This is a genomic window from Nocardia grenadensis (assembly GCF_050942415.1).
In the GTDB taxonomy this organism is placed as follows: domain Bacteria; phylum Actinomycetota; class Actinomycetes; order Mycobacteriales; family Mycobacteriaceae; genus Nocardia; species Nocardia grenadensis.
The window spans coordinates 4,538,366-4,562,266 of record NZ_CP192054.1 but is presented as its reverse complement, the minus strand read 5'-3'; the positions used below and the strand labels follow the sequence as shown (position 1 = coordinate 4,562,266).

Genomic DNA, 23,901 nt, shown 5'->3' with positions numbered 1-23,901 from the left:
GGTGACCGGTGGTCGCCGGGCTCAGGCCGACTGGGCCTCGTCCTGGGCGTGCTGGGCCCGGGCGACCTCTTCCGCGGTGTAGCGCAGGGTCAGCGCGATCAGGCCCACCAGCAGCCCGCCGATGGCGGCCACCAACAGGGCCAGCGTGTAACCGTCACCGAGCGCGGTGATCTCGGCGGCCGACATCTCGGCCGGTTTCTTGATGGTCCCGCCCTCGGACAGGGTCCGGGAGGCGGCCAGCGGGGTGAGCACGCCGATGGCGATGGGGGTCCCCAGGTTCAGGAACATCTGCCCGATCGCCGAAAGCGGGCCGATCTCGTCCGGCGGCACCCCGACCAGCACACACAGCGGGATGAGCACCATGGCGATACCGATGCCGAAACCGATCACCGAGAACAGCGGCAGCAGGGTGGACCAGTAGCCGACGTCGGCGTCCAGCGTCGAGCCGTAGCCGAGGCCGGCCATGAGCACCACCGCCGCGCCGACCAGCAACCACCGGGGCGCGACGTGCAGCGCCAACCGGGTGGCCACCGCGCTGCCGAGGCCGACGCCGACGGTGAACGGGATGAACGAGATCCCGGCGACCAGCGGGCTGTAACCCACCACGTTCTGCACGAACAGGCCGGCGAAATAGGTGGTGGCGCCCAGTACGCCGCTGGCGAGCAGGATCACCACGAAGGTGGCAACGCGGTCGCGGCTGTCGAACAGGGTCCACGGCAGCAGGGGGTTGTCCACGTGACGTTCCGCGAAGACGAAAACCGGCAGCAGCACCGCACCCGCGATCAGCGTGCCGTAGACCAGCGGGTCACCCCAGCCGAGTTCCGGCCCCTCGGTGGCGCCCCAGACGATCAGGGCACACGCCAGGGTGCCGAGGAACGCGCCGCGCACGTCCAGCGTGAGCCGCTGATGGTGGGTATCGCGGAGCGCGACCAGCGCACCGATCACGATGAGCACACCGATCGGCACATTGATCAGGAAGATCCATCGCCAGCTGGCCTCGGTGAGCGCCCCGCCGATCACCAGTCCGCCGACCGAACCCAGCGCCACCATCGAGCCGAAGATGGCGAAGGCCTGGTTGCGGACCTTGCCCGGGGCGAAGGTACTGGCGACCAGCGCGAACGCGGTGGGCGCGGCGAGCGCGGCACCGGTGCCCTGGAAGGCGCGCGCGGCGACGAGCATCTGCTCACCCTGCGCCAGCCCGCACAGCATGGAGGCCAGCGTGAACAGGCCCACACCGAGGACGAACATGCGCCGGCGGCCGAACGAGTCGCCGATCCGGCCGCCGAGCAGCATGAGGCCGGCGAACGGCAGCCCGTAGGCGGTAATGGTCCACGCGCTGCCCGAACTGGACAGGCCCATCTCCTCCTGCAACCGCGGCAGGGCCAGGATCACCACGGTGCCGTCCAGCACCACCATCAGCTGTAACCCGCTGAGCACGAGAATGGCGAGGCCGAACGCTCGTTTCGTCACCGGATATTTGATAGCTGGGGGGTTATCGAGCACAGTGGGTCACTGTAACGGACTGTCGCCGGCCGCTACCGGCACGGCGCTGAACCCGGCCGTGGGCCCGATCACAATGATCGCGGGCGGCCGGATCCCTTCGGCGCGGACGCGTTCGGCGACATCGGCGAGTGTGGTCCGCAGCACCCGCTGACCACGCAGGGTGCCCTCCTGGATCACCGTGGCCGGGGTCTCGGCGGGGCGGCCACCCGCGCGCAGGACCGCCGCGAACTGTTCGATCCGCTCCACCGCCATCATCAGGACCAGGGTGCCGCGCAGCCGGGCCAGCGCCGGCCAGTCGACCAGCGAATCCGGGTGGTCCGGCGGGATATGGCCACTGACCACCACGAACTCATGGGTCACCCCGCGATGGGTGACCGGAATCCCCGCGGCCGCCGGAACCGAGATCGGGCTGGTGACTCCCGGCACCACCGTCACCGGCACCCCGGCGTCGACACAGGCCTCGAGTTCCTCGTAGCCGCGCCCGAATACGTAGGGGTCGCCGCCCTTGAGCCGGACCACGAATTTGCCCGCCCGGGCACCATCCACCAGCGCCTGATTGATCGCGTCCTGCGCCATCGCGCGTCCGTACGGGATCTTGGCGGCGTCCACCACCTCGACATCGGGCCCCAGCTCGGCCAGTAGCTCCGGCGGGGCCAGCCGGTCGGCCACCACCAGATCGGCCCGGGCCAGCAGCCGGCGGCCGCGCACGGTGATCAGATCCGGGTCGCCGGGCCCACCACCGACCAGGGCGACACCGGGCGTCATGGGGGTCTCGTCATCGGTCACCACACCCGATTGCAGCGCTTCCAGTAGCGCCGTGCGGACCGCGGCCGAGCGCCGATGCCGACCGCCGGCCAGCACGCCCAGGGTCATTCCGTCGTAGCGGGCGGTCGCCGGGGTGACCGCCGTCCCGGATTGCGCGTGATCGGCGCGGACGCAGAAGATCCGGCGCTTGGTGGCCTCGGCGACGACGGCGGCATTGGTCTCGGGTGCGTCGGTGCAAGCGATGGCGTACCAGGCGCCGTCGAGATCACCGTCGGCGTAATCGCGCAGGGTGAGGGTGATCTGGCCCGCGGTGGCCATCGCCTCGACCGCGGGGGTGGCCTCCCGGGTGATCACCTCGACGGCGGCGCCGGCCGCGATGAGCAGGCCCAACCGGCGCTGTGCCACGCTGCCTCCGCCCACGACGACGACCCGGCGTCCGTTCAGATCGAGCCCCACCAGGTAGTTCGAGTCCCCGGCGGACAGGTTGTCGGTATCGGCTGACGTGTTCGGCACAAGGCTCGAGCCTACGGGCCGGTGGAGCACAGTCCGCAGCCGCCCGGCGGAGGTCGCGGGCCCTGGATCAGGTGAGGACGACCAGCTCGGTAGCCGAGTCGACCTCGGTGCGCAGTCCGGCCTTGTTCGCGACCCGGGCGATCGCGCGGATATCCCCGGGTTCGGCGCGGGTGAGTACCAGGGCCCGGGCCAGCAGTCCCTTGTGGTGCTTGTTGAAGTGGCTGACCACCGTGCGTGAACCGTCCGCGTGCTCGGTGAGCACCGTCGCGGTGACCGCGCCCGGTACCCGGCCGAGCTGCTGGTAGGTGCCCGATCGCAGGTCCACCACGAGTTCGTCGCCCGCCGCGTCGCGCAGGGCCGGGCCCAGGTGATCACGCCAGACCGCCGCCAGGGTCGGCCGGCCCGGCAGTTTCGAGCCGCCCGACAGCCGGTACGCGGGGATGGGATCACCGGCGCGGACCGCGCCGAAAAGCGCCGAGCCGACCGCGATCCGGGCGAGTGCTTTCACGCGCTGGGCGCGGGTGAAGGAACTCGCGTCCAGCGCGTCGTACAGAACGCCGGTATAGCGTTCCAGCGCGGGCCGGGTGGGGGAGGTGCGCACCGCGGCATTGCGGGCCAGCTCGGCCTCGGAGTTCTTACCGAGTCCCAGGGCAGCCCGGGCGGCATCCGGGTCGCCGGCCAGTGCGACCAGGTCGCTGATCAGCTGCGCACGGACCTCGGTGAGCGAGTCGAAGGCCAGCGCCGACAGCTCCAGCGGGCCGCCGGAACCGCCGTCGGATTTGGTTTCGGAAGGGGGGAGCAGCACCAGCACGACCGGTTACGGTACCGGTCGCCGCCGCGCCCGCCCGCCGGCCCCGACGGGACGGATCCGGGGTCCGGCGGCCGTCCCGAGCGCACGGCGCCCACCACCGGTAATCGAATGTGGCCGGCGGACGCACAGGGGCTACGCTGGGCAACCGTGATCACCCGCCTCTCCCGACTGTTCCTCCGTACGTTGCGCGACGACCCCGCCGACGCCGAGGTGCCCAGCCACAAGCTGCTGGTGCGCGCCGGCTATGTGCGCCGGATCGCGCCGGGTGTGTACTCGTGGCTGCCGCTGGGCCTGCGGGTGCTGCACAAGGTGGAGGAGGTGGTGCGCGAGGAGATGAACGCCATCGGCGCGCAGGAGATCTCGCTACCGGCGCTGCTGCCGCGCGACCCCTACGAGGCCACCAACCGCTGGACCGAATACGGTGACGCCCTGTTCCGGCTCCAGGACCGCAAGGGCGCCGACTATCTGCTCGGTCCCACCCACGAGGAGCTGTTCACTCTCACCGTCAAGGGCGAGTACAACTCCTACAAGGACCTGCCGGTCACCCTGTACCAGATCCAGGCCAAGTACCGCGACGAGGAACGGCCCCGGGCCGGCATCCTGCGCGGCCGCGAGTTCATCATGAAGGACTCCTATTCCTTCGACCTGGACGAGGACGGGCTGAAGGCCAGCTATACCGCGCACCGCGAGGCCTACCAGCGCATCTTCGACCGGCTCGGCGTGCAGTACGTGATCGTCGCCGCGACCTCCGGCGCCATGGGCGGCAGTGCCTCCGAGGAGTTCCTGGCCGACAGCCCGGTCGGTGAGGACACCTACGTGGTGTGCCGGGAGTCCGGGTACGCCGCGAATGTGGAGGCCGTGGTCACCCCGGCGCCCGACCCGCTGCCCCTCGAAGGGCAGCCCGCGGCGCAGGTCCACGACACCCCCGACACCCCCACCATCGCGACCCTGGTGGACTGGGCGAACGGTGCGGGCATCGCCGAGCGCTTCGGCCGCCCGGTGACCGCCGCGGACACGCTGAAGAACGTCATGGTGAAACTGCGGCATCCCGACGGGAAGACCGAGATCGTCGGTATCGGCGTACCCGGCGACCGCGAGGTCGACGACAAACGTCTCGGCGCCTCGGTCGAACCGGCCGAGGTGGAACTGCTCACCGACGCCGATTTCGCCGCCAACCCCTTCCTGGTGAAGGGCTATATCGGCCCGAAGGGATTGCAGGCCAACGGTATCCGCTACCTGGTCGATCCGCGGGTGGTCACCGGAACCTCCTGGATCACCGGTGCCGACGAGCCCGGCAAGCATATCGTCGGCCTGGTGTCCGGCCGCGATTTCACCCCGGACGGCACCATCGAGGCCGCGCAGGTGCGCGACGGGGATATATCGCCCGACGGCCGTGGCCCGCTGGTCGCGGCGCGCGGTATCGAGATCGGCCACATCTTCCAGCTCGGCTACAAGTACACCGACGCCTTCGAGGTCGATGTGCTGGGGGAGAACGGTAAACCGGTGCGGCTCGTGATGGGGTCCTACGGGATCGGTGTCTCGCGCATGGTCGCGGTCATCGCCGAACAGCAGCACGACGACAAGGGACTGCGCTGGCCGTCGGAGGTCGCGCCGTACGACGTGCACGTGGTGATCGCCAACAAGGACGAGGCCGCCCGGGCCGGTGCCGAAGAAGTGGTGGCGGCGCTGCATGCGCAGGGTCTCGACGTGCTCTTCGACGATCGCACCGCCTCGCCCGGGGTGAAGTTCAAGGATGCCGAACTGCTCGGTATGCCCTACGTGTTGGTGATCGGCCGGGGCTGGGCCGAGGGCAAGGTCGAGCTGCGTGACCGGTTCACCGGCGAGGCCCAGGACGTGCCCGCCGAATCCGCGGTCGAGGCGGTGCTCGCCCGGGTTCGCGGCTAGCGGTCGCTCCGCTCGCCGCGCGGCTCGTCAGCGGTGCCGACGGGTGGCCTGCTCGGCGAGCTGGAGCGCGGCGGCGCGCGTCGCGGTCGCGGCGGTCTGCTCGCCGGTGATGGAGAAGCTGATGATGGCGCCCTCGTGCAGGCTGAGCAGCTGTACGGCGAGCAGATCCGGATCCGCGGCCCCGGCCGCCGCGGCCAGTTCCCGGAAGAGATCGCGTAGCCAGGTCTTCTCCTCGACGATCACCTGCCGCCCCGGGTGATCGGGATCGGGTAGTTCGGCGAAAGCATTGATGAACCCGCACCCTCTGCTGTTGGTCGGCAGCCATTCCGGGAGGACGTCGAAGGGCGCCAGTAGTCGCCGTATCGAATCGGTCTCCGCCGCGAGGTGGGTATCGATGCGAGCCCGCCAGCGCCGGTCCCGATCTTCGAGGTAGGTGACGAGCAAGCCGTCCTTGGATCCGAAACGGTCGTACAGCGTGCGTTTGGTGACGCCGGATTCGGCGGCGATGGTATCGACACCGACGGCATGGATACCGCGCGAGTAGAAGAGCTCGCCGGCGGTGTCCAGAATTCGCCGGGCGCCCGGGGTCAGTTCCTCCCTGCCCACAGTGCCGGTCATACCCACCTCCTTGCCTTCACAGGTCAGTGTACCTATCGTAGAGGACGCCGAACTTTACAGATCTGTGTAGTGGAGGTCGATATGTCGCGCACGATACGGGTGTTGGTGCGATTCGCCCGAGATTTCGCCGTCGGGGTACATGCCGGCCACGGCATCCGGCACGGAGTGCCGGAGCGTGGCGTCCGCCGTCGCGGTCGTGCTGCCGAAGGGCGCGCAGTGGTGGGGTGGACCCCGGCCTCCCGTCCGGAACCGGGGGGCCGGGAGGTTCAGGCCTGTGGACCCGGCCCGGCGCCGGTCAGTAGTTCTCTCGTATGAGTGGCGAGCCGCTCGGCCGCCGCGATATCGAATGCGGTACCCGTCGTGTCGACCGGGGTGTCCTGCCTAAAGGCGGACAGGGGCGTCACCGGCGGGTGGTCGAGGTGGTGCATGATGCGAGCGACAGCGGCTCCGGTGGGTTGCCCGCGTCGGCACATATCGGCCACTGTCGCCGCATCCTCGGCGGAATAGGACCCGGTGAATCCGGTCGCGGTCAGCCCCGGGTGTAGGAGTAGATAGCGAACGCCACTGTTCGCGTGCTCGCGCACGAAGGTAACCGCGAGCAGATCGCTGAGTTTGCCGCATTGGTGCATGACCGCGTCCGGGGCGTAGCCGCGGGCGAACTGGAGGTCGTCCCAGTTGATCCGGGCGAGGTCGCCACCCGGGCCGGAAAGGTCCAGCACGATCGGCGTGGTGGGCCGGCCGAGTGTCTCGGCCAGGCCGTGGGTGAGGAGGTAGCGGCTGAGGTAGAACAGGGCGAACGACGCCTCGAAGCCGTCGGCGGTCAGCGCACGCGATGATCGGTAATACCGCGCCCCGAGGGTGAGGATATCGATCGCCGGATAAGCGCTGCGCACATGGTCGATGACACGGTTGTTCTCGCATGGACTCGGTTACCGTTCCCGCCCGCGGTCGCATCGACAAACAGCAGGCGATACTCGACGCCGCCTTCGTGGTGTTCGGCCGGACCGGCTACGCGCACACTCGGATGGACCGGATCGCCGCCGAAGCGGGAGTCGCCAAAGCGACGGTGTACAGCCATTTCGGTGATAAGGAGCAGGTCTTCCGCGCAGCGGTGCGATCGCTGTCGGAGGCCGCGCTGGCCGCGAACCTGGCCGTGCTCGACCGGCTGACGGAACCGGGGCCGGATCTCGCGGCAACGCTGCGCGACATTGGCGGCGCACTTCTCCGGTGCTACTGCTCTGCGGAATCCCGGGCGCTACGCCGTCTCCTGTGTGCCGAAGCCGGGCAGTTCCCCGACCTGCTCGATATCGCCGACGGCGTGAGCGATCACGTCGGCCGGGCATTGGCCGACCGACTCGCTCGGTTCGCCGTCGCGGGCGCGCTGCGGATCGGCGAACCCGACATCGCGGCGGCGCATTGGGCCGCGTTGCTCACTGCCTCGCTTCGGTCGCGCCACCGGTTCGGCGACGAGTCGCCGTCCGAGCGCGAACTGGACCGAGCGGTCGACGCCGCGGTGCGCACGTTCCTGGCCGCGTACGGAGTGTGATCCATGGGTGCGGCCGGTGGGTGAGGTGCCCGCGGGCACGCAGGCCGCGCTGCGGTTCGAGATGACCGGCCGTGTGGCCGGCCGCCTCGCCATCGTGGTCGAGCACATCACCCGGCTGAGCGATGATATGCGACCGGACCGGCGCGACCCGCGCAGCCCGGCGGCTCCTACCGGGTGGAGATCACCGGCGAACCCTCCTACGCGGTGGACATCTGTCCGTCCGGCCGGCACGGTGATCACAATTACGCGGTGATCTTGGGCGGAGTGGGCCGGGTGGTCAACGCCATACTCGCCGTGGTGGCCGCCGAACCGGGTATCCGAACCGCTGGTGACCTGCCGTTGTACACCGGCCCGAGTCTCGCGGACCACGGCTGACCGCAAGGATCTTCCTGCGGATTCGGCGACGATCCGGCAACCCACCTAAGCTCGGATGCCGGAGCGTACGAGCTGTTGGCTCGGCGCCGAACCTCCAGGGAAGGTGCGCTGTATGTATGAGCCCGAACGGTCCGGCCATCGCGAGCCGAACCTGACCGAATTGCGCGAACGGGCCGCGCACGGTGATTCCGACGCCGTCGCGCAACTGCTGGATATCGGGGACGAACGCACCGATGCCGTGGATCTGAGCGAGTACGACCTCGGCCTGGACACCGAGCCGGACGGCGAGGCCGACGAGTAGGTCCAATCCGGGGAAAGCCGACGCCGACCCGGCCGGAGCACCGATCACACGGTGCTCCGGCCGGGTCGCTTGTAGGGTGGGTCGACATGGGAACCGCTCCGGCACTCACCCCGGAGCGCACGTCTATCCGGAGCCCGGCGATATTCCCGGCGCACGCGCGGGCCGCGCTCGGAAACCGGTTGCGTGCCCCCGGCGTCACCGTGCTGTGGGTGGCGGCCGGGCTCATCGCCGCACAACTCGCGGTCCGGGCGTGGGTGACCGCGCACGGCTATTTCTACTGGGACGATCTGATCCTGGCCGGCCGGGCCGGGACGCTGCCGCTGCTGTCCGGTGAGTTGCTGCTGCACGACCACGACGGTCATTTCATGCCGCTGGCCTTCGCGGTGTCCTGGCTGGTCACCGCCGTCGCGCCGCTGAACTGGGGGGCGACCGCGGTCATGTTGCTGGCCGGCCAGCTGGCGGCCTCGCTCGCGGTGCTGCGCATGCTGCTGGTCTTACTCGGGCGGCGCCGGGCACTGCTGATCCCCCTGGCGTTCTATCTGTTCTCCCCGCTGACCCTTCCCGCCTTCGCCTGGTGGTCGGCGGCGCTGAACGCGCTACCCCTGCAATTCGCGCTCGCCTGGGTGGTGGGCGACGCGGTGCTGCTGGACCGTACCGGCCGCCGCCGGTACGCGGTCTCCGGAGTCCTGGTCACGACGGTGGGGTTGCTGTTCTTCGAGAAAGCGGTCGTGGTGCCGTTCGTGGCGTTCGTCGTGGTCCTGCTGCGGCGCTACGTCGACGGGCGCGGCCCGGCCGTGCCGGAGGTGCTGCGCCGCGGTGCGGGGCTGTGGGGCGGGGCCGCGGCAGTGCTCGCGCTCTGGGCGGTGGTCTACCTGGCGGCGGCCGGGGTCTCGGGCGGCCAGGGCGGCTCCGCCGACCTGGCCCATATGCTGCCCCGCGCGACCTGGGCCGCGGTGGTGACCGCGCTGCTGGGCGGGCCGTGGGGCTGGGAACGGTGGGTGCCGTCGGCGCCGTGGGCGGTCGCTCCCGGCTGGGCGGTCTGGACGGCGTGGGCGCTGTTGGCCGCCGGAATACTGCTGACGGTCCGGGCGCGGCGCGTGGTCTGGCCGGTATGGGTGGCGGCGGCGGTCTATGTACCCGCGGTGCAGATACCGGTGGTCCTGATGCGGGCGGGACCCAACACCGTCGACGAACTCATGATGTCGCTGCGCTATCTGGCCGATGCCGCGGTGGTTCTCACCGCCGCGGGCGCGCTGATCCTGCGGGCTTTCGATCATGGCCGTGCGAGGGGCGGCGCCGCGCGGGAAGGCCCGGCGGGCGACAGGCGCGGCAGTCGGTGGCGCGGACGCGTCCCGGCGGCCGTCGTGGTGACCGTCTTCGCGCTGAGCAGTCTCTGGTCCACCTACACTTTTACCCGCAGCTGGTCCGAGGGGCCGACGAAAGCCTATGTGACCACGGTGAAGTCTGAGTTCGCCCGATGGGACGGAGCGCCGCTGCTCGCCCAGGAGGTGCCCTGGACCGTGCTCAATCCGACGGCCTATCCCGAGAACGAGGCGGGCCGAGTGCTCTCGTCGATCGCCCCGCCCGGCGCTTTCGCCGCGGCCACCGACCGCCTGCGAATGATCACCGACTCCGGCGCCTTCGCCGACGCCCGGGTCTGGTGGAACCGCGGGATCCCGCCCGGCCCGGAACCGGGCTGTGGTTACCGGATCGGCGGGGATCTCTCGGTCCGGGTCCCGCTCGACGGCCCCATGATCGCGCACGAGTGGACCGCCCAACTCAACTATTTCGCCGACCGCGACGCGACTCTCACCGTAGGTCTCGAACGTGGCGACCGGGTGCAGGCGCCGGTACGGGCGGGTCTGAATACCGTCTACGTGCGGATCGTCGGCAGTGGTTCGGCACTGATCATCCGGAACGGGACCCCCGGATCGGTGGTGTGCCTGGGCACCGGCCCGGTCGGGGTCGCGTCGTATTCGTAGCGAGGTGCCGCCGCGCCGGCGGTCCGGGGGCCGGTTCTTCCGGTGGCCGAATCCGCTTGCCGAGCATGTCTTCCCACCCCCGGTGGTAGTGGCCGTGAGTGACGGTGGTTACGTGTCGGATGTCGCGTGGCGTCCGGGCCACGGTCGAGCGGCCGAGTCGATCGGTCGTCGGCGACCGCGGTTTCGTACACAGTAGAGCGGCCGCGGTCGTGACAACCGGGCCCGAGGGTGAAACGAGGCGGTGGCGATGATCGAGGACGGTGCATCCGTGGACTCCGTCACCGGCGAACTGACCACCAGGCTCGGGGCGGTCGGGGGGTCCGCCGGCGAGGTGATGCGCCGCGGCGTGCGGGACGCGGCCGGGGGTGCGCAGACCATCGCCCTGCTGATGGAGGCCGACGCGGCGGCCGCGCAGCACGTGGGGCCGGCCGATATCGCCGCCGCGGCCGCGCCGGGCTCCACGGAACTCACGCCCTCCGCGGAGCGCCCCCTCCCGGCCGCGGAGCCCACCGAGACCCGTACGGCCGATCACTACCCGGGATCCGCCGACCGGCTCGCGGCCGGTGTATCCCCGGACTCCACGGCACCCGCGGCGATCGGTGGAGGGGTGGGCGGCGACCGGCCGCCCCCGGATCCGGCACCGCATGCGCCGGACCCGGCACCGCATGCGCCGGCCGAGGCGCACCCGGCCCCGGGCACCCCCGCGACCCCGGAGCCACCCGAGCCCACCCCCGGCCCGCAGGTCGCGGGCCCACCCCCGGCCGCGGGACAGCAATCGGCGGTACCGGTCCCCACCGCTGACGACCCGCCCCGGACCGACGCCGCGGTGCCGCCGGGCGACCCGATCGCCGCGGCGGCCGGGCACACGCCGTGGACGCCCACGGGAGCGGAACAGGCATCCGGTCATCCGCCCGGATCCACGCCGTGGAACTCGGGGACGGGCTCGTCGATGCCCTACCTCCCCGGCATGCCGGGCGGGCTGGGCTCGCTCACCCCGCAGGAACGCCCACCGCGGGGCAGTGCGCCCTGGTCGCGTGGCCGGGGTAGCCAGGAAGGCACGGTCTTCCCCCGGCCCCGGCCCGATCGGCCGCACTCGACCAACCGCACGGAATGGGCACCGCCCTGATCCGGTACCGGATCAGCGCTGCCCGGGGAACGCGGTGGTCGCCGGCGTGATACCGGCCGCCGCCTGCCAGATGGCACGCCGCCCGGCCGATTCGGTGAGCGCGTCCAGACCGGTGCGCCGGATGAGCTCGGTACCGGCGTGCTCGATCACCGCGCGCCAGGCCACGGCGGTATCGGTTTCCACCACGACGGCCAGCCGGGCGGCCGACGCCGGGTCGGTGACCTCGACGGGCACGGTGTAAGCGGGCTCGGGAGGCGGCGCGGCGGCCCCGTCAGCGATGAGGAGATCGACCGTGCCGTCGCGGCGGGCGCGATGCGCGGCGGTGTGCTCGTTGACCGTGCGCCGCAACTCCGGGCTCGTATGGGCGGCGATCACGCCGTAGGCGTAGACGGCCGCGTACTCGGCGTCGAGGGCATCCCGCAACGCCTGCTGTTCGGTACCGCTCATACCAGCAGCACCCCCACCTGAACCGCGCAGGCGGCGCTGATCGAGGCGAGCAGGCCCGCCCGGTAGCCGGACTGGGTGACGGCGAGATCGGCCGCGGCCCGCTGCGAGGACGTCAGCCGATCGCGCAGCGCGGCGATACTCGGCGGCGTCTCCGGGGCCGGGGTGGTGGTGGGCGCCGGCGTGCGCACGGCGGGGGTCGTGCCGTCGCCGTAGATACCGATCGCCCGATCGATCTCGGTGCGCAGCGCCGTGGCGTGCGCGGTGCGTTCCGTGGCGATAACGGTGAGCGCGTCCGTGCGTTGCGGTTCGATTGCGATGGCGGCGGTGGCCGCCGCGGCATCGCTGCGGGCCGAGAATTCCTGAGCGACCAGGACATCCGGCTCGGTGATCGGATCCTCCGCGCAGGCGACCAGGGCGCCGGCGGCGAACAGCCCGACCGTGCCGCCGCCCGCGACCCGTAGCGCGGTACGGCGATTCATCCGGCGGGCGTGGCCCGGCCGGTCGGGGAAGGGGCCGCGGGGAGGCCCGGCCGCGGGCCGGTCGGTAACGCGCTCGGTCACCGGACCATCGTGCCAGACCGGAGGAGTCACCCGACTGTGGGCACCACCGGGTGGACTTACCGCAGACCGCTGGTCCTTTCCCTTCCCTGGGCGCGTTACGCTGGATCACCGGCACAGAACATTTCCGTCCGCGTGACAACTGAACCAGGAGCTGCCCATATGCCCATGCCGACCGAGGAGAGGGTGAGCCGGCTCGTCGCCGGACTCGTCGCCGGTCGAGGATTCGATCTCGAGGGTGTCGAGGTTTCGACCGCGGCGGGACAGACCCGGGTACGGGTTATCGTGGACAGTGACCGCAGCGCCGACCTGGATAGCATCGCCGAACTCAGCGCGCGGGTGTCGGCTTGCCTGGACGACGCGGACGACGAATTCGAGGCCGCCCGGTACCTGCTCGAGGTGACGACCCCGGGGATCGAACGCCCGCTCACCGCCCCCCGGCACTGGCGCCGGGCTCGCGGCCGGAAGGCCGAGATCACCTTGAAGCCGGGCGTCGCACCGCCGGAGCCCGGCCTGCCGACGCGCTTCACCGCCCGGATCGGTGTCCTCGAGGATGACCGGATCGCGCTGGTACTGAGTGGTAGACCCGGACCACGCCTGGTGAGCGTCGGTCTGGCCGATATCGCACGCGCCGTGGTGGAAGTGGAATTCTCCCCACCGAACGCGCGCGAACTCGAACTCGCCGGGGGCGTCGCCGCCGGCCGCCCACCCGCGGGAGTGGACGCCGCGGAACTCACCGGAACTGCTGTCGCCGCGTCCGATTCGACCGAAGGGACCATGGAATGAACATCGAAATCGAAGCCCTGCGCGCCATCGTGGCGGATAAGGGGATATCGATCGAAACCGTGATCTCCGCGATCGAATCCGCGCTGCTCACCGCCTACAAGCACACCGAGGGCCATCAACCCGACGCCCGGGTAGAGATCAATCAGCGCACCGGGGTCGTGCGAGTGCTCGCCACCGAACTCGACGCCGACGGCAATGTGATCTCCGAATGGGACGACACCCCGGAGGGTTTCGGCCGGATCGCCGCCACCACCGCGCGCCAGGTCGTGCTGCAGCGGTTGCGGGACGCCGAGAACGAGAAATCCTTCGGCGAGTTCTCGACCCACGAGGGCGATATCGTCGGCGGCGTGGTGCAGCGCGACGCGCGCGCCAATGCCCGCGGCACGGTGGTGGTGCGGATCGGCAGTGAGTTGCACGGGGCCGAGGGGCTGATCCCGTCCGCCGAGCAGGTGCCCGGGGAGAACTACGAGCACGGTGACCGGATCAAGTGCTATGTGGTGGGGGTGTCGCGGGGCCCGCGTGGTCCGCAGATCACGCTGTCGCGGACCCATCCCAATCTGGTCCGGCGGCTGTTCGCGCTGGAGGTGCCCGAGATCGCGGACGGGTCGGTGGAGATCGTGGCGGTGGCCCGGGAAGCGGGGCACCGGTCCAAGATCGCGGTGCGCTCCACGGTCTCCGGAGTGAACGCCAAGGGCGCCTGTATCGGTCCGATGGGGCAGCGGGTGCGCAATGTGATGAGCGAACTGGCCGGCGAGAAGATCGACATCATCGATTACGCCGACGATCCGGCGACCTTCGTCGGCAATGCGCTGTCGCCGTCGAAGGTGGTTTCCGTCACAGTTGTGGATCCGGATGCGCGAGCCGCCCGGGTGATCGTCCCGGATTTCCAGCTCTCGCTGGCCATCGGCAAGGAGGGGCAGAACGCCCGTCTCGCGGCCCGGCTCACCGGCTGGCGGATCGATATCCGCAGCGACGCGGCCCCGGACGCCGGCGGCGCGGTGCGAACGGAGGCGCATCGCCGGTGACGGCCCACCCCGAATCGGCGTCCGCGCGGCCGACCCCCCGCGACCAGCGAACACGCCGGACCGACTCGGTCCGCGCGACGTCATCGGGGGCGGGGTTGGAGGGCACGCAGCGGTCGGCGGTAGAGTGGTACGAGGTTCGGTCCGAGTCTTCGGTTACCGACCGCGAACGCGGCGACGAGTCGGCGGCGCTCCGGCGCCCGGTGGCTCCGGTGCGAACGTGTGTCGGTTGCCGGAAACGCGAACCGGCCCCCGAACTGCTGAGGATCGTGGTGTGCGGATGTTCGACCGGCGACGGTACGGACACTGTGACGATCGTTCCCGATCCACAGCGCAGACTTTCCGGGCGGGGTGCGTGGCTGCACCCCTTTTCGGCTTGTCTGAGCACTGCGGTTCGGCGCCGAGCGATCGGCAGAGCACTACGAGTGTCCGGACATCTGGATATCTCAGCCGTTGAGCAACACCTCGAGAACAGGCACGAGCACTCATGAGCACACCGTGAAGTACCAACGATGAACGTCCATCGGAGTTAACCCGAGGTCGTGCGGGTCCCCGCCAGCAGGCGGGCGGCACTGCTCGACCTCTCAGTGAGGAGAGCAGTGGCAGGCAAGGCCCGCGTGCACGAGTTGGCAAAAGAACTCGGTGTCACGAGTAAAGAACTACTCGCGAAGCTCAAGGAGCAGGGCGAGTTCGTGAAGTCTGCGTCGTCGACGGTGGAGGCACCCGTCGCGCGCCGATTGCGCGAATCGTTCGCGGCGAAAACCGCCCCGGCGAAATCCGGATCCAACGGATCCAAGACCACAGCGCGCCCCGGCCCCTCGGGTGCGGCGAAACCCGCGGCGCCCGGCCCCCGTCCCGGACCGCGGACCCCCGCGGCTTCGAGCCCGGCCGACACCGCGCCGACCGCCGAGTCCTCCGTGGCTCCGGCCGCCGGTAGCGCCCCGAAACCCGCGGGCCCGCGTCCCGGCCCCGCGGTGAAACCGGGGCCGCCGCCCCGGGAGCCCGAGCGCCCGCAGGCCCAAGCTCCCGCGGCCGGACCGGCCACCCCCGGCGCCCGCCCGGCGGCGGGCAACGCCCCGCGTCCCGGTCAGCCGCGTCCCGCCGCCCCTGGTCAGAGCCCGGTGCGTCCGGGCCCGAAACCCGGCCCCAAGACCCCGCGCGTCGGCAACAACCCGTTCTCGTCGGCTCCCGAGCGTGAGCGTCCGACCCCACGTCCGCAGCCGGGCCCCCGCCCGACCCCGGGCCAGGGCGGCCCGCGTCCCGGTCCGGCGCAGGGCGGTCCCCGTCCCGGCCAGAACGCCCCGCGTCCCGGCCCCGGTGGTGCCCGTCCCGCGGCCGCTCAGGGCGGTCCCCGTCCCGGTGGGCCGCGTCCGAGCCCCAACTCCATGCCCCCGCGCCCGACTCCCGGTGCGATGCCCCAGCGTTCGGCCCGTCCGGGTCCGGCCGCGGGTGGTCGCCCGGGTCGTCCCGGTGGCGGCCCCGGTGGCGGCGGCCGTCCCGGTGGCGGTGGTGGTGGCTACCGTGGTGGCGGCGGTGCCCCCGCCGGTACCGGTGCTCCCGCCGGTGGTGGCGGTTTCCGCGGTCGTCCCGGTGGCGGCGGTGGCCGTCCGGGCGGCCCCGGTGGCCGCGGTGGTGCGGCCGGTGCGTTCGGCCGTCCCGGCGGTGCGCCCCGGCGTGGTCGCAAGTCGAAGCGGCAGAAGCGCCAGGAATATGATTCGATGCAGGCCCCGTCGGTCGGCGGCGTGCGGTTGCCCCGTGGCAACGGTGAGGTGATCCGCCTCGCTCGTGGCGCGTCACTGTCCGATTTCGCGGAGAAGATCGACGCGAACCCGGCCGCCTTGGTCCAGGCCCTGTTCAACCTGGGCGAAATGGTCACCGCGACGCAGTCGGTCAACGACGAGACCCTCGAGCTGCTCGGCGGCGAGATGAACTATGTCGTGCACGTGGTCAGCCCCGAGGACGAGGACCGCGAACTGCTGGAATCGTTCGACCTGACCTACGGTGAGGACGAGGGCGGCGAAGAGGACCTCGAGCAGCGTCCGCCCGTGGTCACCGTCATGGGCCACGTCGATCACGGTAAGACCCGACTGCTGGACACCATCCGTAAGGCCAACGTCCGCGAGGGCGAGGCCGGCGGTATCACCCAGCACATCGGCGCCTACCAGGTGCTCACCCATCTGGGCGACGACGACCGGCTCATCACCTTCATCGACACCCCGGGTCACGAGGCGTTCACCGCCATGCGTGCCCGCGGTGCGAAGGCCACCGATATCGCGATCCTGGTGGTCGCCGCCGACGACGGTGTCATGCCGCAGACGGTGGAGGCGATCAACCACGCGCAGGCGGCCGACGTGCCGATCGTGGTGGCGGTCAACAAGATCGACAAGGAAGGCGCGAACCCGGAGAAGATCCGGCAGCAGCTGACCGAATACGGCCTGGTGGCCGAGGAGTACGGCGGCGAGACCATGTTCGTCGATATCTCCGCCAAACAGGGCACCAATATCGACGCCCTGCTGGAGGCCGTGCTGCTCACCGCGGACGCCGCGCTCGACCTGCGGGCGAACCCGGAACAGGACGCCCAGGGTGTGGCCATCGAAGCGCACCTGGACCGCGGTCGCGGCCCGGTGGCCACGGTGCTCATCCAGCGCGGCACGCTGCGGGTCGGCGATTCCATCGTCGCCGGCGACGCCTACGGCCGCGTTCGCCGGATGGTCGACGAACACGGCGCCGATGTCGAGGCGGCCCTGCCGTCGCGGCCGGTGCAGGTGGTCGGCTTCACCTCGGTGCCCGGCGCCGGTGACAACCTGCTGGTGGTGGATGAGGACCGGATCGCCCGCCAGATCGCCGACCGGCGCAACGCGCGTAAGCGCAACGCGCTGGCCGCGCGCAGCCGCAAGCGCATCAGCCTGGAAGATCTGGATGCCGCGCTGAAGGAGACCAGCGAGCTCAACCTCATCCTCAAGGGCGACAACTCCGGTACCGTCGAGGCGCTGGAAGAGGCCCTGCTCGGGATCCAGGTCGACGACGAGGTGCGTCTGCGGGTTATCGACCGTGGTGTCGGTGGTGTCACCGAGACCAACGTCAACCTGGCCTCGGCATCGAACGCGATCATCATCGGGTTCAATGTCCGGGCCGAGGGCAAGGCCACCGAGCTGGCCAACCGCGAAGGCGTGGACATCCGGTACTACTCGGTGATCTACCAGGCCATCGACGAGATCGAGAGCGCGCTCAAGGGCATGCTCAAGCCGATCTACGAAGAGGTGGAACTGGGCCGCGCCGAGATCCGGGCGATCTTCCGGTCGTCCAAGATCGGTCTCATCGCCGGTTGCATGGTCACCTCGGGCAGCGTCAAGCGCAATGCCAAGGCCCGGCTGCTGCGCGACAACGTGGTGGTCGCCGAATCCACGACGATCAACTCGTTGCGCCGGGAGAAGGACGATGCCACCGAGGTCCGCGAGGGCTTCGAATGCGGTATGACGCTGACCTACTCCGATATCAAGGAAGGCGACATCATCGAGGCCTACGAGTTGCGCGAGAAGCCGCGCGACTGAGTTGATACGGACCGGGCGGAATTCCACCGCCCGGTCCGGTCATCGATATCGGCACAGCGGTGCACCGGCCCGGTGCGGTACCGCCGTGCCGGGAAGCCGCCATAACCGGGAGGTTGCGTGTACCTCGGTGCACTCGAATTCGACATCCTGCTGGGTGATGTGCACTCGTTGAAGGAGAAGCGTTCGGTGGTCCGGCCGATATTGGCCGAACTCCAGCGCTTCGGGGTGAGCACCGCCGAAGCGGGGGAACACGACCGATACCGCCGCACCCTGCTCGGGGTGGCGATGGTGTCGGCCGGAATGGACCATCTGACGGCCGTGCTGGATCGGTGCGAACGGCATGTCGCGGCACGTCCGGAGTTACAGTTGCTGGCAGTACGCCGGCGTGTCTTCGGACCCGAGGACTGACCGGCCGCGAGTGAAATCAGCGGTGGCCGCGGTCCGTGCGGCGAGTTCTCGCGCGGACCGTCCCACCGTCGCTGAACAGGGAAAGGAGCGGCCATGGTGGATCAAGCCAGGGCACGCCGGCTCGCCAAGCGGATCTCCGCGATCGTGGCCACGGCAATCGAATACGAAATCAAGGATCCGCGGCTGCGTTTCGTCACCGTCACCGATGCGCGGGTGACCGGCGATCTGCACGATGCGACGATCTTCTACACGGTGATGGGTGAAACCGTCGACGCCGAGCCCGACTACGACGCCGCGGCCGCCGGCCTGGAGAAGGCCAAGGGGGTGCTGCGGTCGAAGGTGGGCGCGGGCACCGGGGTGAAGTTCACTCCCACGCTCAGCTTCGTGCTCGATACCGTGCCGGACGCGGCGCGCCAGATGGAGAATCTGCTGGCGCGGGCGCGAGCCGCCGACGACGAGGTCGCGCGGGTGGCCGCCGAGGCCACCCCGGCAGGCGACGCGGACCCGTACAAAACGCCCCGCGAAGACGACTGAGTCGCGGCCGCTATGACCACAACCGGTGCCGCTGTCGATTTCACCGCGGCCGTCGGGGCACTGGACAGCGCACGTTCGGTGACCGTTCTGTGCCATATCCAGCCCGATGCCGACACCCTCGGCAGCGGTTTGGCGCTGGCCGCGGTACTGGACCGGCGCGGTGTGCCGGTACGGGTGTCGTTCGCCGAACCGTCCGAACCGGCGGCCGGACTGCGTACCCTGCCGGGGATGCGGTTCCTGGTGCCGCCCGCCGAGGTGCCGGCCGAGGTGGATCTGCTGGTCACGGTGGACTGCGGCAGCGCGGGCCGGCTCGGCACCCTCGCCGACCGGCTGTCCGGGGCGTCGCGCACGCTGGTGATCGACCATCACCGGTCCAATACCCGGTTCGGGGAGATCAACCTGATCGATCCGGACGCCGTGTCCACCGCCAGTGTCATCACAGCACTGTTGGACGCGTGGGGGGAGCGGATCGACGCCGGCATCGCGCACTGCCTGTTCGCCGGACTGGCCACCGACAGCGGGTCCTTCCGCTGGGTGACCCCCGGAACCCACGCGCTGGCCGAACGGTTGCTGGCCACCGGTATCGACGGCGCCGCCATCACCCGCACCCTGATGGACACCCACCCCTTCGCCTGGTTGCGGATGTTGTCGACGGTGCTCGGCTCGGCGCGGCTCGATCGCGCGGCGCACGGCGGAACCGGGCTGGTCGCGGCCTTCGTACTGGCCACCGATCTCGCGGAGGTGCGCCAGGAAGAGGCCGAGAGCGTGGTCGATATCGTGCGTGCGACCGCGGAGGCCGGGATCGCGGCAGTGTTCAAGGAGGCCCGGCCGACCGATGAACGACGTCGCTGGACGGTATCGCTGCGGTCCAAGGACAGCGGTCCCGGGGTCGGCGACGGCGCCGATGTCGCGGCCGTGGCCGCGGGTCTGGGCGGCGGCGGCCATCGTTACGCGGCCGGGTACACGACCTACGGTGAGCCCGCGGAGATCCTGGCGCAGTTGCGTACCGCGCTGGGCTAGCGGCGAGCCGCTCGAGACAGTTGAGGAGGCGCCCCGCGGCGCGACCCGGAGCCGCCGGGCGAGTACGGACAGGAAGCCGACGATGTACACGGAGCCGACCGGGCCACCGGCCCCGGCGGTGGAGGCCGGTCCCCGGCGGATCCTGGGCTTGGCGCTGCCGACCCTGGGTGTGCTGGTGGCCGAACCGATCTACCTGCTGTTCGACCTCGCGGTGGTGGGCCGGCTGGGGGCACTGGCGCTCGCCGGACTGGCCGTCGGTGGCCTGCTCCTCGCCCAGGTCAGTTCGCAGCTGACCTTCCTCGCCTACGGGACGACCGCCCGCTCGGCGCGGCGGCACGGGGCGGGGGACGAGCCGGGAGCGGTTGAGGAGGGGGTGCAGGCGAGCTGGCTGGCCGTCGGTATCGGACTGGTGATAGTCCTGGTGGTGCAGGTGGCCGGGGTGCCGATCGCCGGGGCCGTCGCGGGGGACGCGGAGATCGCGGCCGAGGCACTGGCCTGGTTGCGGATCGCCCTGTTCGGGGTGCCGTTGATCCTGCTTTCCATGGCCGGGAACGGGTGGATGCGGGGGGTGCAGCAGACCCGGCGCCCACTCGCCTACGTGGTGGTCGGGCTGGGCTTGTCGGGGGTGCTGTGCCCGCTGCTCGTGCACGGCCTCGCCGGGTTGCCGCGGCTGGGCCTGCCCGGTTCCGCGGTGGCGAATGTGGTGGGTCAGGCGGTGACGGCCGGGCTGTTCCTGGGTGCGCTGGCCCGGGCCCGGGTGCCGCTCGGCCCGCGGCTGCCGGTGATGCGGGCCCAGCTGGTGCTGGGCCGTGACCTGATCGTGCGCAGTCTCGCCTTCCAGGCGTGTTTCGTCTCGGCCGCCGCCGTCGCGTCCCGGTTCGGGGCGGCGTCGGTGGCGGCGCATCAGCTGGTATTGCAACTGTGGAACTTCCTGGCCCTCACCCTGGATTCCCTGGCCATCGCGGCGCAGACGCTGGTGGGGTCGGCGCTGGGCGCCCGGAACGCGGCGGGCGCGCGGGCGGTGGCCCGCCGGGTGACCGGGTGGTCGGAGGTGTTCGCGCTGGGCCTGGCCGTGGCCTTCGCGGCGGGCGCGGCACTGATCCCACCGCTGTTCACCACCGACGCATCGGTGCTGGACCGGACCGGTGTCGTGTGGTGGTACTTCGTGGCGATGATCCCGGTGGCCGGTGTGGTGTTCGCACTGGACGGGGTGCTGCTGGGCGCGGGGGACGCCGCTTATCTGCGCACTACCACACTGGGGGCGGCCCTGATCGGTTTTCTGCCGGCGATCTGGCTGTCGCTGGCCTTCGATTGGGGGATCGGCGGAATCTGGTGCGGCCTGATCGCGTTCATGCTGTTGCGGCTGGCGGCGGTGAGCGCACGGGCGCTCTCGGGGCGTTGGATCCGGGTCGGTGCCGAAATCCCGTCGTGAGCGGGTGGCCGGGTACAGAGGTGCCGGGTGAAGCATGTGATATGCGAAGGTGGGTGTGGTGATACCCAAGTTGATGGCGGTGAGCGATATCCATGTCGGTCACCAGGGCAACAAGCCGGTGGTCGAGGACATCCGTCCCGATTCCCCGGAGGACTGGCTGATCGTCGCCGGTGATGTCGCCGAACGCAGCGACGATATCCGCTGGGCGTTGAAGCTGCTGCGGGAGCGGTTCGCCACCGTGATATGGGTGCCCGGCAACCACGAACTGTGGACCACCGCCAAGGATCCGGTGCAGATGCACGGGGTGGCCCGCTACGACTACCTGGTCTCGATGTGCCGGGACCTGGATGTGCTCACCCCCGAGGACCCCTTCCCGGTGTGGACCGGGGCGGGCGCCGAGGCCCATGGCGGCGCCGTGACCATCGCCCCGCTGTTCCTGCTCTACGACTACTCGTTCCGGCCGGACGGCGCCCGCACCAAGGCCGAGGGGCTGGCCATCGCCCGAGAACGCAATGTCGTGGCCACCGATGAATTCCTGCTGTCGCCGGACCCCTACCTCACCCGCGACGCCTGGTGCGAGGCCCGGCTGCGCGCGACCCGGCGCAAGCTCGACAATCTGCCCGAGGGCACCCCGCTGGTCCTGATCAACCATTTCCCGCTGCTGCGCGAGCCCACGGATATGCTCTGGTACCCCGAGTTCGCGCTGTGGTGCGGGACCGAGCAGACCGCCGACTGGCACATCCGCTACAACGTGCTCTGCGCCGTCTACGGGCATCTGCACATCCCGCGCACCACCTTCCACGACGGGGTCCGGTTCGAGGAGGTGTCGCTCGGTTATCCGCGGGAATGGCAGAAACGCGGTAAGCCCGACAATCTGCTGCGCCAGATCCTGCCCGATCCGAAGTACGCCCCCGGCGACCTGAACGAATGGGGCGGCCATTTCCGGGTGACCCCCGAGATGGCGGCTGCCGCGGCGGAGATGCGGGCCAAGGCGCAACGGCGGCGGGGGTTCGACTGAGGTGGCCGGCCGTACCTCGCGGTTCCCGGTAGCGCCCTGGGTGGGCGGTGGGCGGTGGGCGGTGTGCCCGGCGTCCCCGAGCGCGCACCCAGTAGGCTCGGCGACGATGATCGAGACAATCCTGCCCGCCGATGTCGCCTCCGCCGAGTTGTTCGACTATCCGGAGGATCTGACACCGCATCCCGCCGAGGAACACCTCATCGCGAAATCGGTGGACAAGCGGCGACGTGACTTCATCGGTGCGCGGCACTGCGCCCGCCAGGCCCTGGCGCAGCTCGGCGAACCGGCGGTCGCGATCGGCAAGGGGGAGCGGGGCGCACCGGTATGGCCGCGTGGGATCGTGGGCAGCCTCACACATTGCGACGGTTTCCGCGGGGCGGCGCTGGCCCACAGGATGCGCTACCGGTCGATCGGGATCGACGCCGAACCACACGACGCCCTCCCCGAGGGAGTGCTCGATTCGGTGAGCCTGCCCGCCGAACGGGAATGGCTGCGCACCAGCGATTGCGCGCTGTATCTCGACCGTCTGCTGTTCTGCGCCAAAGAGGCCACCTACAAGGCGTGGTTCCCGCTCACCACCCGCTGGCTCGGTTTCGAGGACGCGCACATCACCTTCACCGTGGACGAGGCCACCGAGAGCACCGGTTCGGGGACCTTCCGGTCCCAGCTGCTGGTGCCCGGGCAGACCGATGACGGCGGATTACCGCTGACCTCGTTCGACGGGCGTTGGCGGATCACCGGCGGTTTCATCGTCACCGCGATCGCGCACAGCTGATGGCGGATCTGCTGGGCGGGCTGCTGATCGTCGACAAGCCGGAGGGGCCGACCAGCCACGATATCGTGGCGAAAGCGCGGAAACTGCTGCGCACCAAGAAGGTCGGGCACGCGGGGACGCTCGATCCCATGGCCACCGGGGTGCTGGTGCTCGGGGTGGAACGTGCCACCAAACTGCTGGGACTGCTCACCCTCACCACGAAGAGCTACACCGCGACCATCCGCCTGGGCCGCTCCACCACCACCGACGACGCGGAGGGTGAGGTGCTCACCACCACGGCGGCCGACGGTATCGACGACGCCGGGATCGCGCGGGGGGTGGCCACACTCACCGGTGAGATCCAGCAGGTGCCCGCCACCGTGAGCGCGATCAAGGTCGGTGGGGAGCGTGCCTACGCCCGGCACCGGGCCGGCGAAGAGGTGAAACTCGCGGCGCGTCCGGTCACCGTCTCCCGCTTCGAGGTGCTGGCGCGTCGCGACCTTCCGAACGAGGGCCTGGTCGATCTGGATGTGGTGGTCGATTGCTCGTCGGGCACCTATGTGCGCGCGCTGGCCCGCGATCTGGGTGCGGCGCTCGGGGTGGGCGGCCATCTGACCGCGTTGCGGCGGACCCGGGTCGGCCCATTCACCCTGGAGCACGCGCGCACGCTGGAGGAACTGGCCGCGGATCCGGCGCCCGGTCTGAGTATCGATGCCGCGGTGGCCCTGTGCTTCCCGCAGCGCACGATCGACGCCGCCGAGGCGGAGAAACTGCGCGACGGACGCTGGCTGGAGCCGGACGGAACAGCGGGCGTTTACGCCGCCCGCACCGCGGACGAGAAGGTGATCGCGTTGCTCCAGGAGAAGGGCAATCGTGCCTCGCCGGTGCTGGTGGTACGCCCGCGGGGCCTGATCGACTGATCGTTCG

23 protein-coding genes and 1 pseudogene are annotated in these 23,901 nt (G+C 70.6%); 17 read left to right on the top strand and 7 right to left on the bottom strand.

Annotated features, from left to right (window positions below; all coding sequences use genetic code 11):
- Positions 1-21 precede the first annotated feature (21 nt).
- From ACQPYS_RS20800 to yaaA, 3 genes are all read right to left on the bottom strand, one after another.
- Positions 22-1,503 (bottom strand): MFS transporter, encoded by a 1,482-nt coding sequence (locus ACQPYS_RS20800; RefSeq protein ID WP_063041632.1) that lies wholly within the window; start codon positions 1,501-1,503, stop codon positions 22-24.
- A gap of 6 nt (positions 1,504-1,509) precedes the next feature.
- A complete protein-coding gene (gene cobA / locus ACQPYS_RS20795; RefSeq protein WP_433490525.1) occupies positions 1,510-2,781 on the bottom strand; it encodes a uroporphyrinogen-III C-methyltransferase in 1,272 nt (423 codons plus the stop codon).
- Between the two features lie 67 nt (positions 2,782-2,848).
- Positions 2,849-3,592 (bottom strand): peroxide stress protein YaaA, encoded by a 744-nt coding sequence (gene yaaA / locus ACQPYS_RS20790; protein ID WP_433490524.1) that lies wholly within the window; start codon positions 3,590-3,592, stop codon positions 2,849-2,851.
- Positions 3,593-3,739: 147 nt separating this feature from the next.
- Here yaaA and ACQPYS_RS20785 point away from each other — a divergent pair, with 147 nt between their 5' ends.
- On the top strand, positions 3,740-5,497 hold the full coding sequence (locus ACQPYS_RS20785) for a proline--tRNA ligase (protein WP_063041757.1): 1,758 nt from the start codon (positions 3,740-3,742) through the stop codon (positions 5,495-5,497).
- Between the two features lie 27 nt (positions 5,498-5,524).
- Here the strand turns inward: ACQPYS_RS20785 and ACQPYS_RS20780 are convergent, their stop codons facing one another.
- On the bottom strand, positions 5,525-6,115 hold the full coding sequence (locus tag ACQPYS_RS20780) for a TetR/AcrR family transcriptional regulator (protein WP_431939771.1): 591 nt from the start codon (positions 6,113-6,115) through the stop codon (positions 5,525-5,527).
- A 266-nt stretch (positions 6,116-6,381) separates the two neighbouring features.
- Positions 6,382-7,008: an oxidoreductase gene (locus ACQPYS_RS20775; RefSeq protein ID WP_433490523.1), complete on the bottom strand. Its 627-nt coding sequence runs from the start codon at positions 7,006-7,008 to the stop codon at positions 6,382-6,384.
- 26 nt (positions 7,009-7,034) lie between these two features.
- Between ACQPYS_RS20775 and ACQPYS_RS20770 the strand changes: the two genes are divergently transcribed.
- The 5 genes and pseudogenes from ACQPYS_RS20770 to ACQPYS_RS20750 all read left to right on the top strand — a co-directional run bounded on the left by ACQPYS_RS20770 (position 7,035) and on the right by ACQPYS_RS20750 (position 11,445).
- Entirely contained in the window at positions 7,035-7,661 is a 627-nt protein-coding gene (locus ACQPYS_RS20770) for a TetR/AcrR family transcriptional regulator (RefSeq protein WP_433490522.1), read from the top strand.
- Between the two features lie 16 nt (positions 7,662-7,677).
- Positions 7,678-8,036 (top strand): annotated as a pseudogene (locus ACQPYS_RS20765) (diacylglycerol kinase); the annotation flags it as partial.
- 112 nt (positions 8,037-8,148) lie between these two features.
- On the top strand, positions 8,149-8,337 hold the full coding sequence (locus tag ACQPYS_RS20760) for a hypothetical protein (protein WP_431939767.1): 189 nt from the start codon (positions 8,149-8,151) through the stop codon (positions 8,335-8,337).
- 86 nt (positions 8,338-8,423) lie between these two features.
- Positions 8,424-10,319 carry a hypothetical protein gene (locus ACQPYS_RS20755; RefSeq protein WP_433490521.1) on the top strand — a complete coding sequence of 632 codons (1,896 nt, stop codon included), beginning with the start codon at positions 8,424-8,426 and terminating at the stop codon, positions 10,317-10,319.
- A gap of 247 nt (positions 10,320-10,566) precedes the next feature.
- Positions 10,567-11,445 carry a hypothetical protein gene (locus tag ACQPYS_RS20750; protein ID WP_433490520.1) on the top strand — a complete coding sequence of 293 codons (879 nt, stop codon included), beginning with the start codon at positions 10,567-10,569 and terminating at the stop codon, positions 11,443-11,445.
- A 12-nt stretch (positions 11,446-11,457) separates the two neighbouring features.
- Here the strand turns inward: ACQPYS_RS20750 and ACQPYS_RS20745 are convergent, their stop codons facing one another.
- Complete coding sequence (locus ACQPYS_RS20745; RefSeq protein WP_433490519.1) at positions 11,458-11,892, bottom strand: ferritin-like domain-containing protein; 435 nt, start codon at positions 11,890-11,892, stop codon at positions 11,458-11,460.
- Complete coding sequence (locus tag ACQPYS_RS20740; RefSeq protein WP_433490518.1) at positions 11,889-12,452, bottom strand: hypothetical protein; 564 nt, start codon at positions 12,450-12,452, stop codon at positions 11,889-11,891. The genes ACQPYS_RS20745 and ACQPYS_RS20740 overlap by 4 nt, the downstream gene beginning before the upstream one ends.
- A gap of 159 nt (positions 12,453-12,611) precedes the next feature.
- Here ACQPYS_RS20740 and rimP point away from each other — a divergent pair, with 159 nt between their 5' ends.
- The 11 genes from rimP to truB all read left to right on the top strand — a co-directional run bounded on the left by rimP (position 12,612) and on the right by truB (position 23,894).
- Positions 12,612-13,235 carry a ribosome maturation factor RimP gene (rimP, locus tag ACQPYS_RS20735; protein WP_433490517.1) on the top strand — a complete coding sequence of 208 codons (624 nt, stop codon included), beginning with the start codon at positions 12,612-12,614 and terminating at the stop codon, positions 13,233-13,235.
- Positions 13,232-14,260, top strand: a complete 1,029-nt coding sequence (gene nusA, locus ACQPYS_RS20730) for a transcription termination factor NusA (RefSeq protein WP_063041602.1) — start codon at positions 13,232-13,234, stop codon at positions 14,258-14,260. Before rimP ends, nusA begins: the two co-directional genes overlap by 4 nt.
- Complete coding sequence (locus ACQPYS_RS20725; RefSeq protein WP_433490516.1) at positions 14,257-14,748, top strand: YlxR family protein; 492 nt, start codon at positions 14,257-14,259, stop codon at positions 14,746-14,748. Before nusA ends, ACQPYS_RS20725 begins: the two co-directional genes overlap by 4 nt.
- Positions 14,749-14,856: 108 nt before the next feature.
- Complete coding sequence (gene infB, locus ACQPYS_RS20720) at positions 14,857-17,808, top strand: translation initiation factor IF-2 (protein WP_433490515.1); 2,952 nt, start codon at positions 14,857-14,859, stop codon at positions 17,806-17,808.
- A 117-nt stretch (positions 17,809-17,925) separates the two neighbouring features.
- Entirely contained in the window at positions 17,926-18,216 is a 291-nt protein-coding gene (locus ACQPYS_RS20715; RefSeq protein WP_063041595.1) for a DUF503 domain-containing protein, read from the top strand.
- 93 nt (positions 18,217-18,309) lie between these two features.
- Positions 18,310-18,750, top strand: coding sequence for a 30S ribosome-binding factor RbfA (rbfA, locus tag ACQPYS_RS20710; RefSeq protein WP_063041593.1), 441 nt, complete (start codon positions 18,310-18,312; stop codon positions 18,748-18,750).
- A 12-nt stretch (positions 18,751-18,762) separates the two neighbouring features.
- The gene (locus ACQPYS_RS20705) at positions 18,763-19,770 is read left to right on the top strand and encodes a DHH family phosphoesterase (RefSeq protein ID WP_431939759.1); all 1,008 of its coding nucleotides are present in this window, start codon (positions 18,763-18,765) and stop codon (positions 19,768-19,770) included.
- Between the two features lie 82 nt (positions 19,771-19,852).
- The gene (locus ACQPYS_RS20700) at positions 19,853-21,202 is read left to right on the top strand and encodes an MATE family efflux transporter (RefSeq protein ID WP_431939758.1); all 1,350 of its coding nucleotides are present in this window, start codon (positions 19,853-19,855) and stop codon (positions 21,200-21,202) included.
- Between the two features lie 58 nt (positions 21,203-21,260).
- Entirely contained in the window at positions 21,261-22,220 is a 960-nt protein-coding gene (locus tag ACQPYS_RS20695) for a metallophosphoesterase family protein (RefSeq protein ID WP_433493091.1), read from the top strand.
- A 106-nt stretch (positions 22,221-22,326) separates the two neighbouring features.
- Positions 22,327-22,995 carry a 4'-phosphopantetheinyl transferase Npt gene (gene npt / locus ACQPYS_RS20690; RefSeq protein WP_433490514.1) on the top strand — a complete coding sequence of 223 codons (669 nt, stop codon included), beginning with the start codon at positions 22,327-22,329 and terminating at the stop codon, positions 22,993-22,995.
- A complete protein-coding gene (gene truB, locus ACQPYS_RS20685) occupies positions 22,995-23,894 on the top strand; it encodes a tRNA pseudouridine(55) synthase TruB (protein WP_433490513.1) in 900 nt (299 codons plus the stop codon). The genes npt and truB overlap by 1 nt, the downstream gene beginning before the upstream one ends.
- Positions 23,895-23,901: the final 7 nt, after the last annotated feature.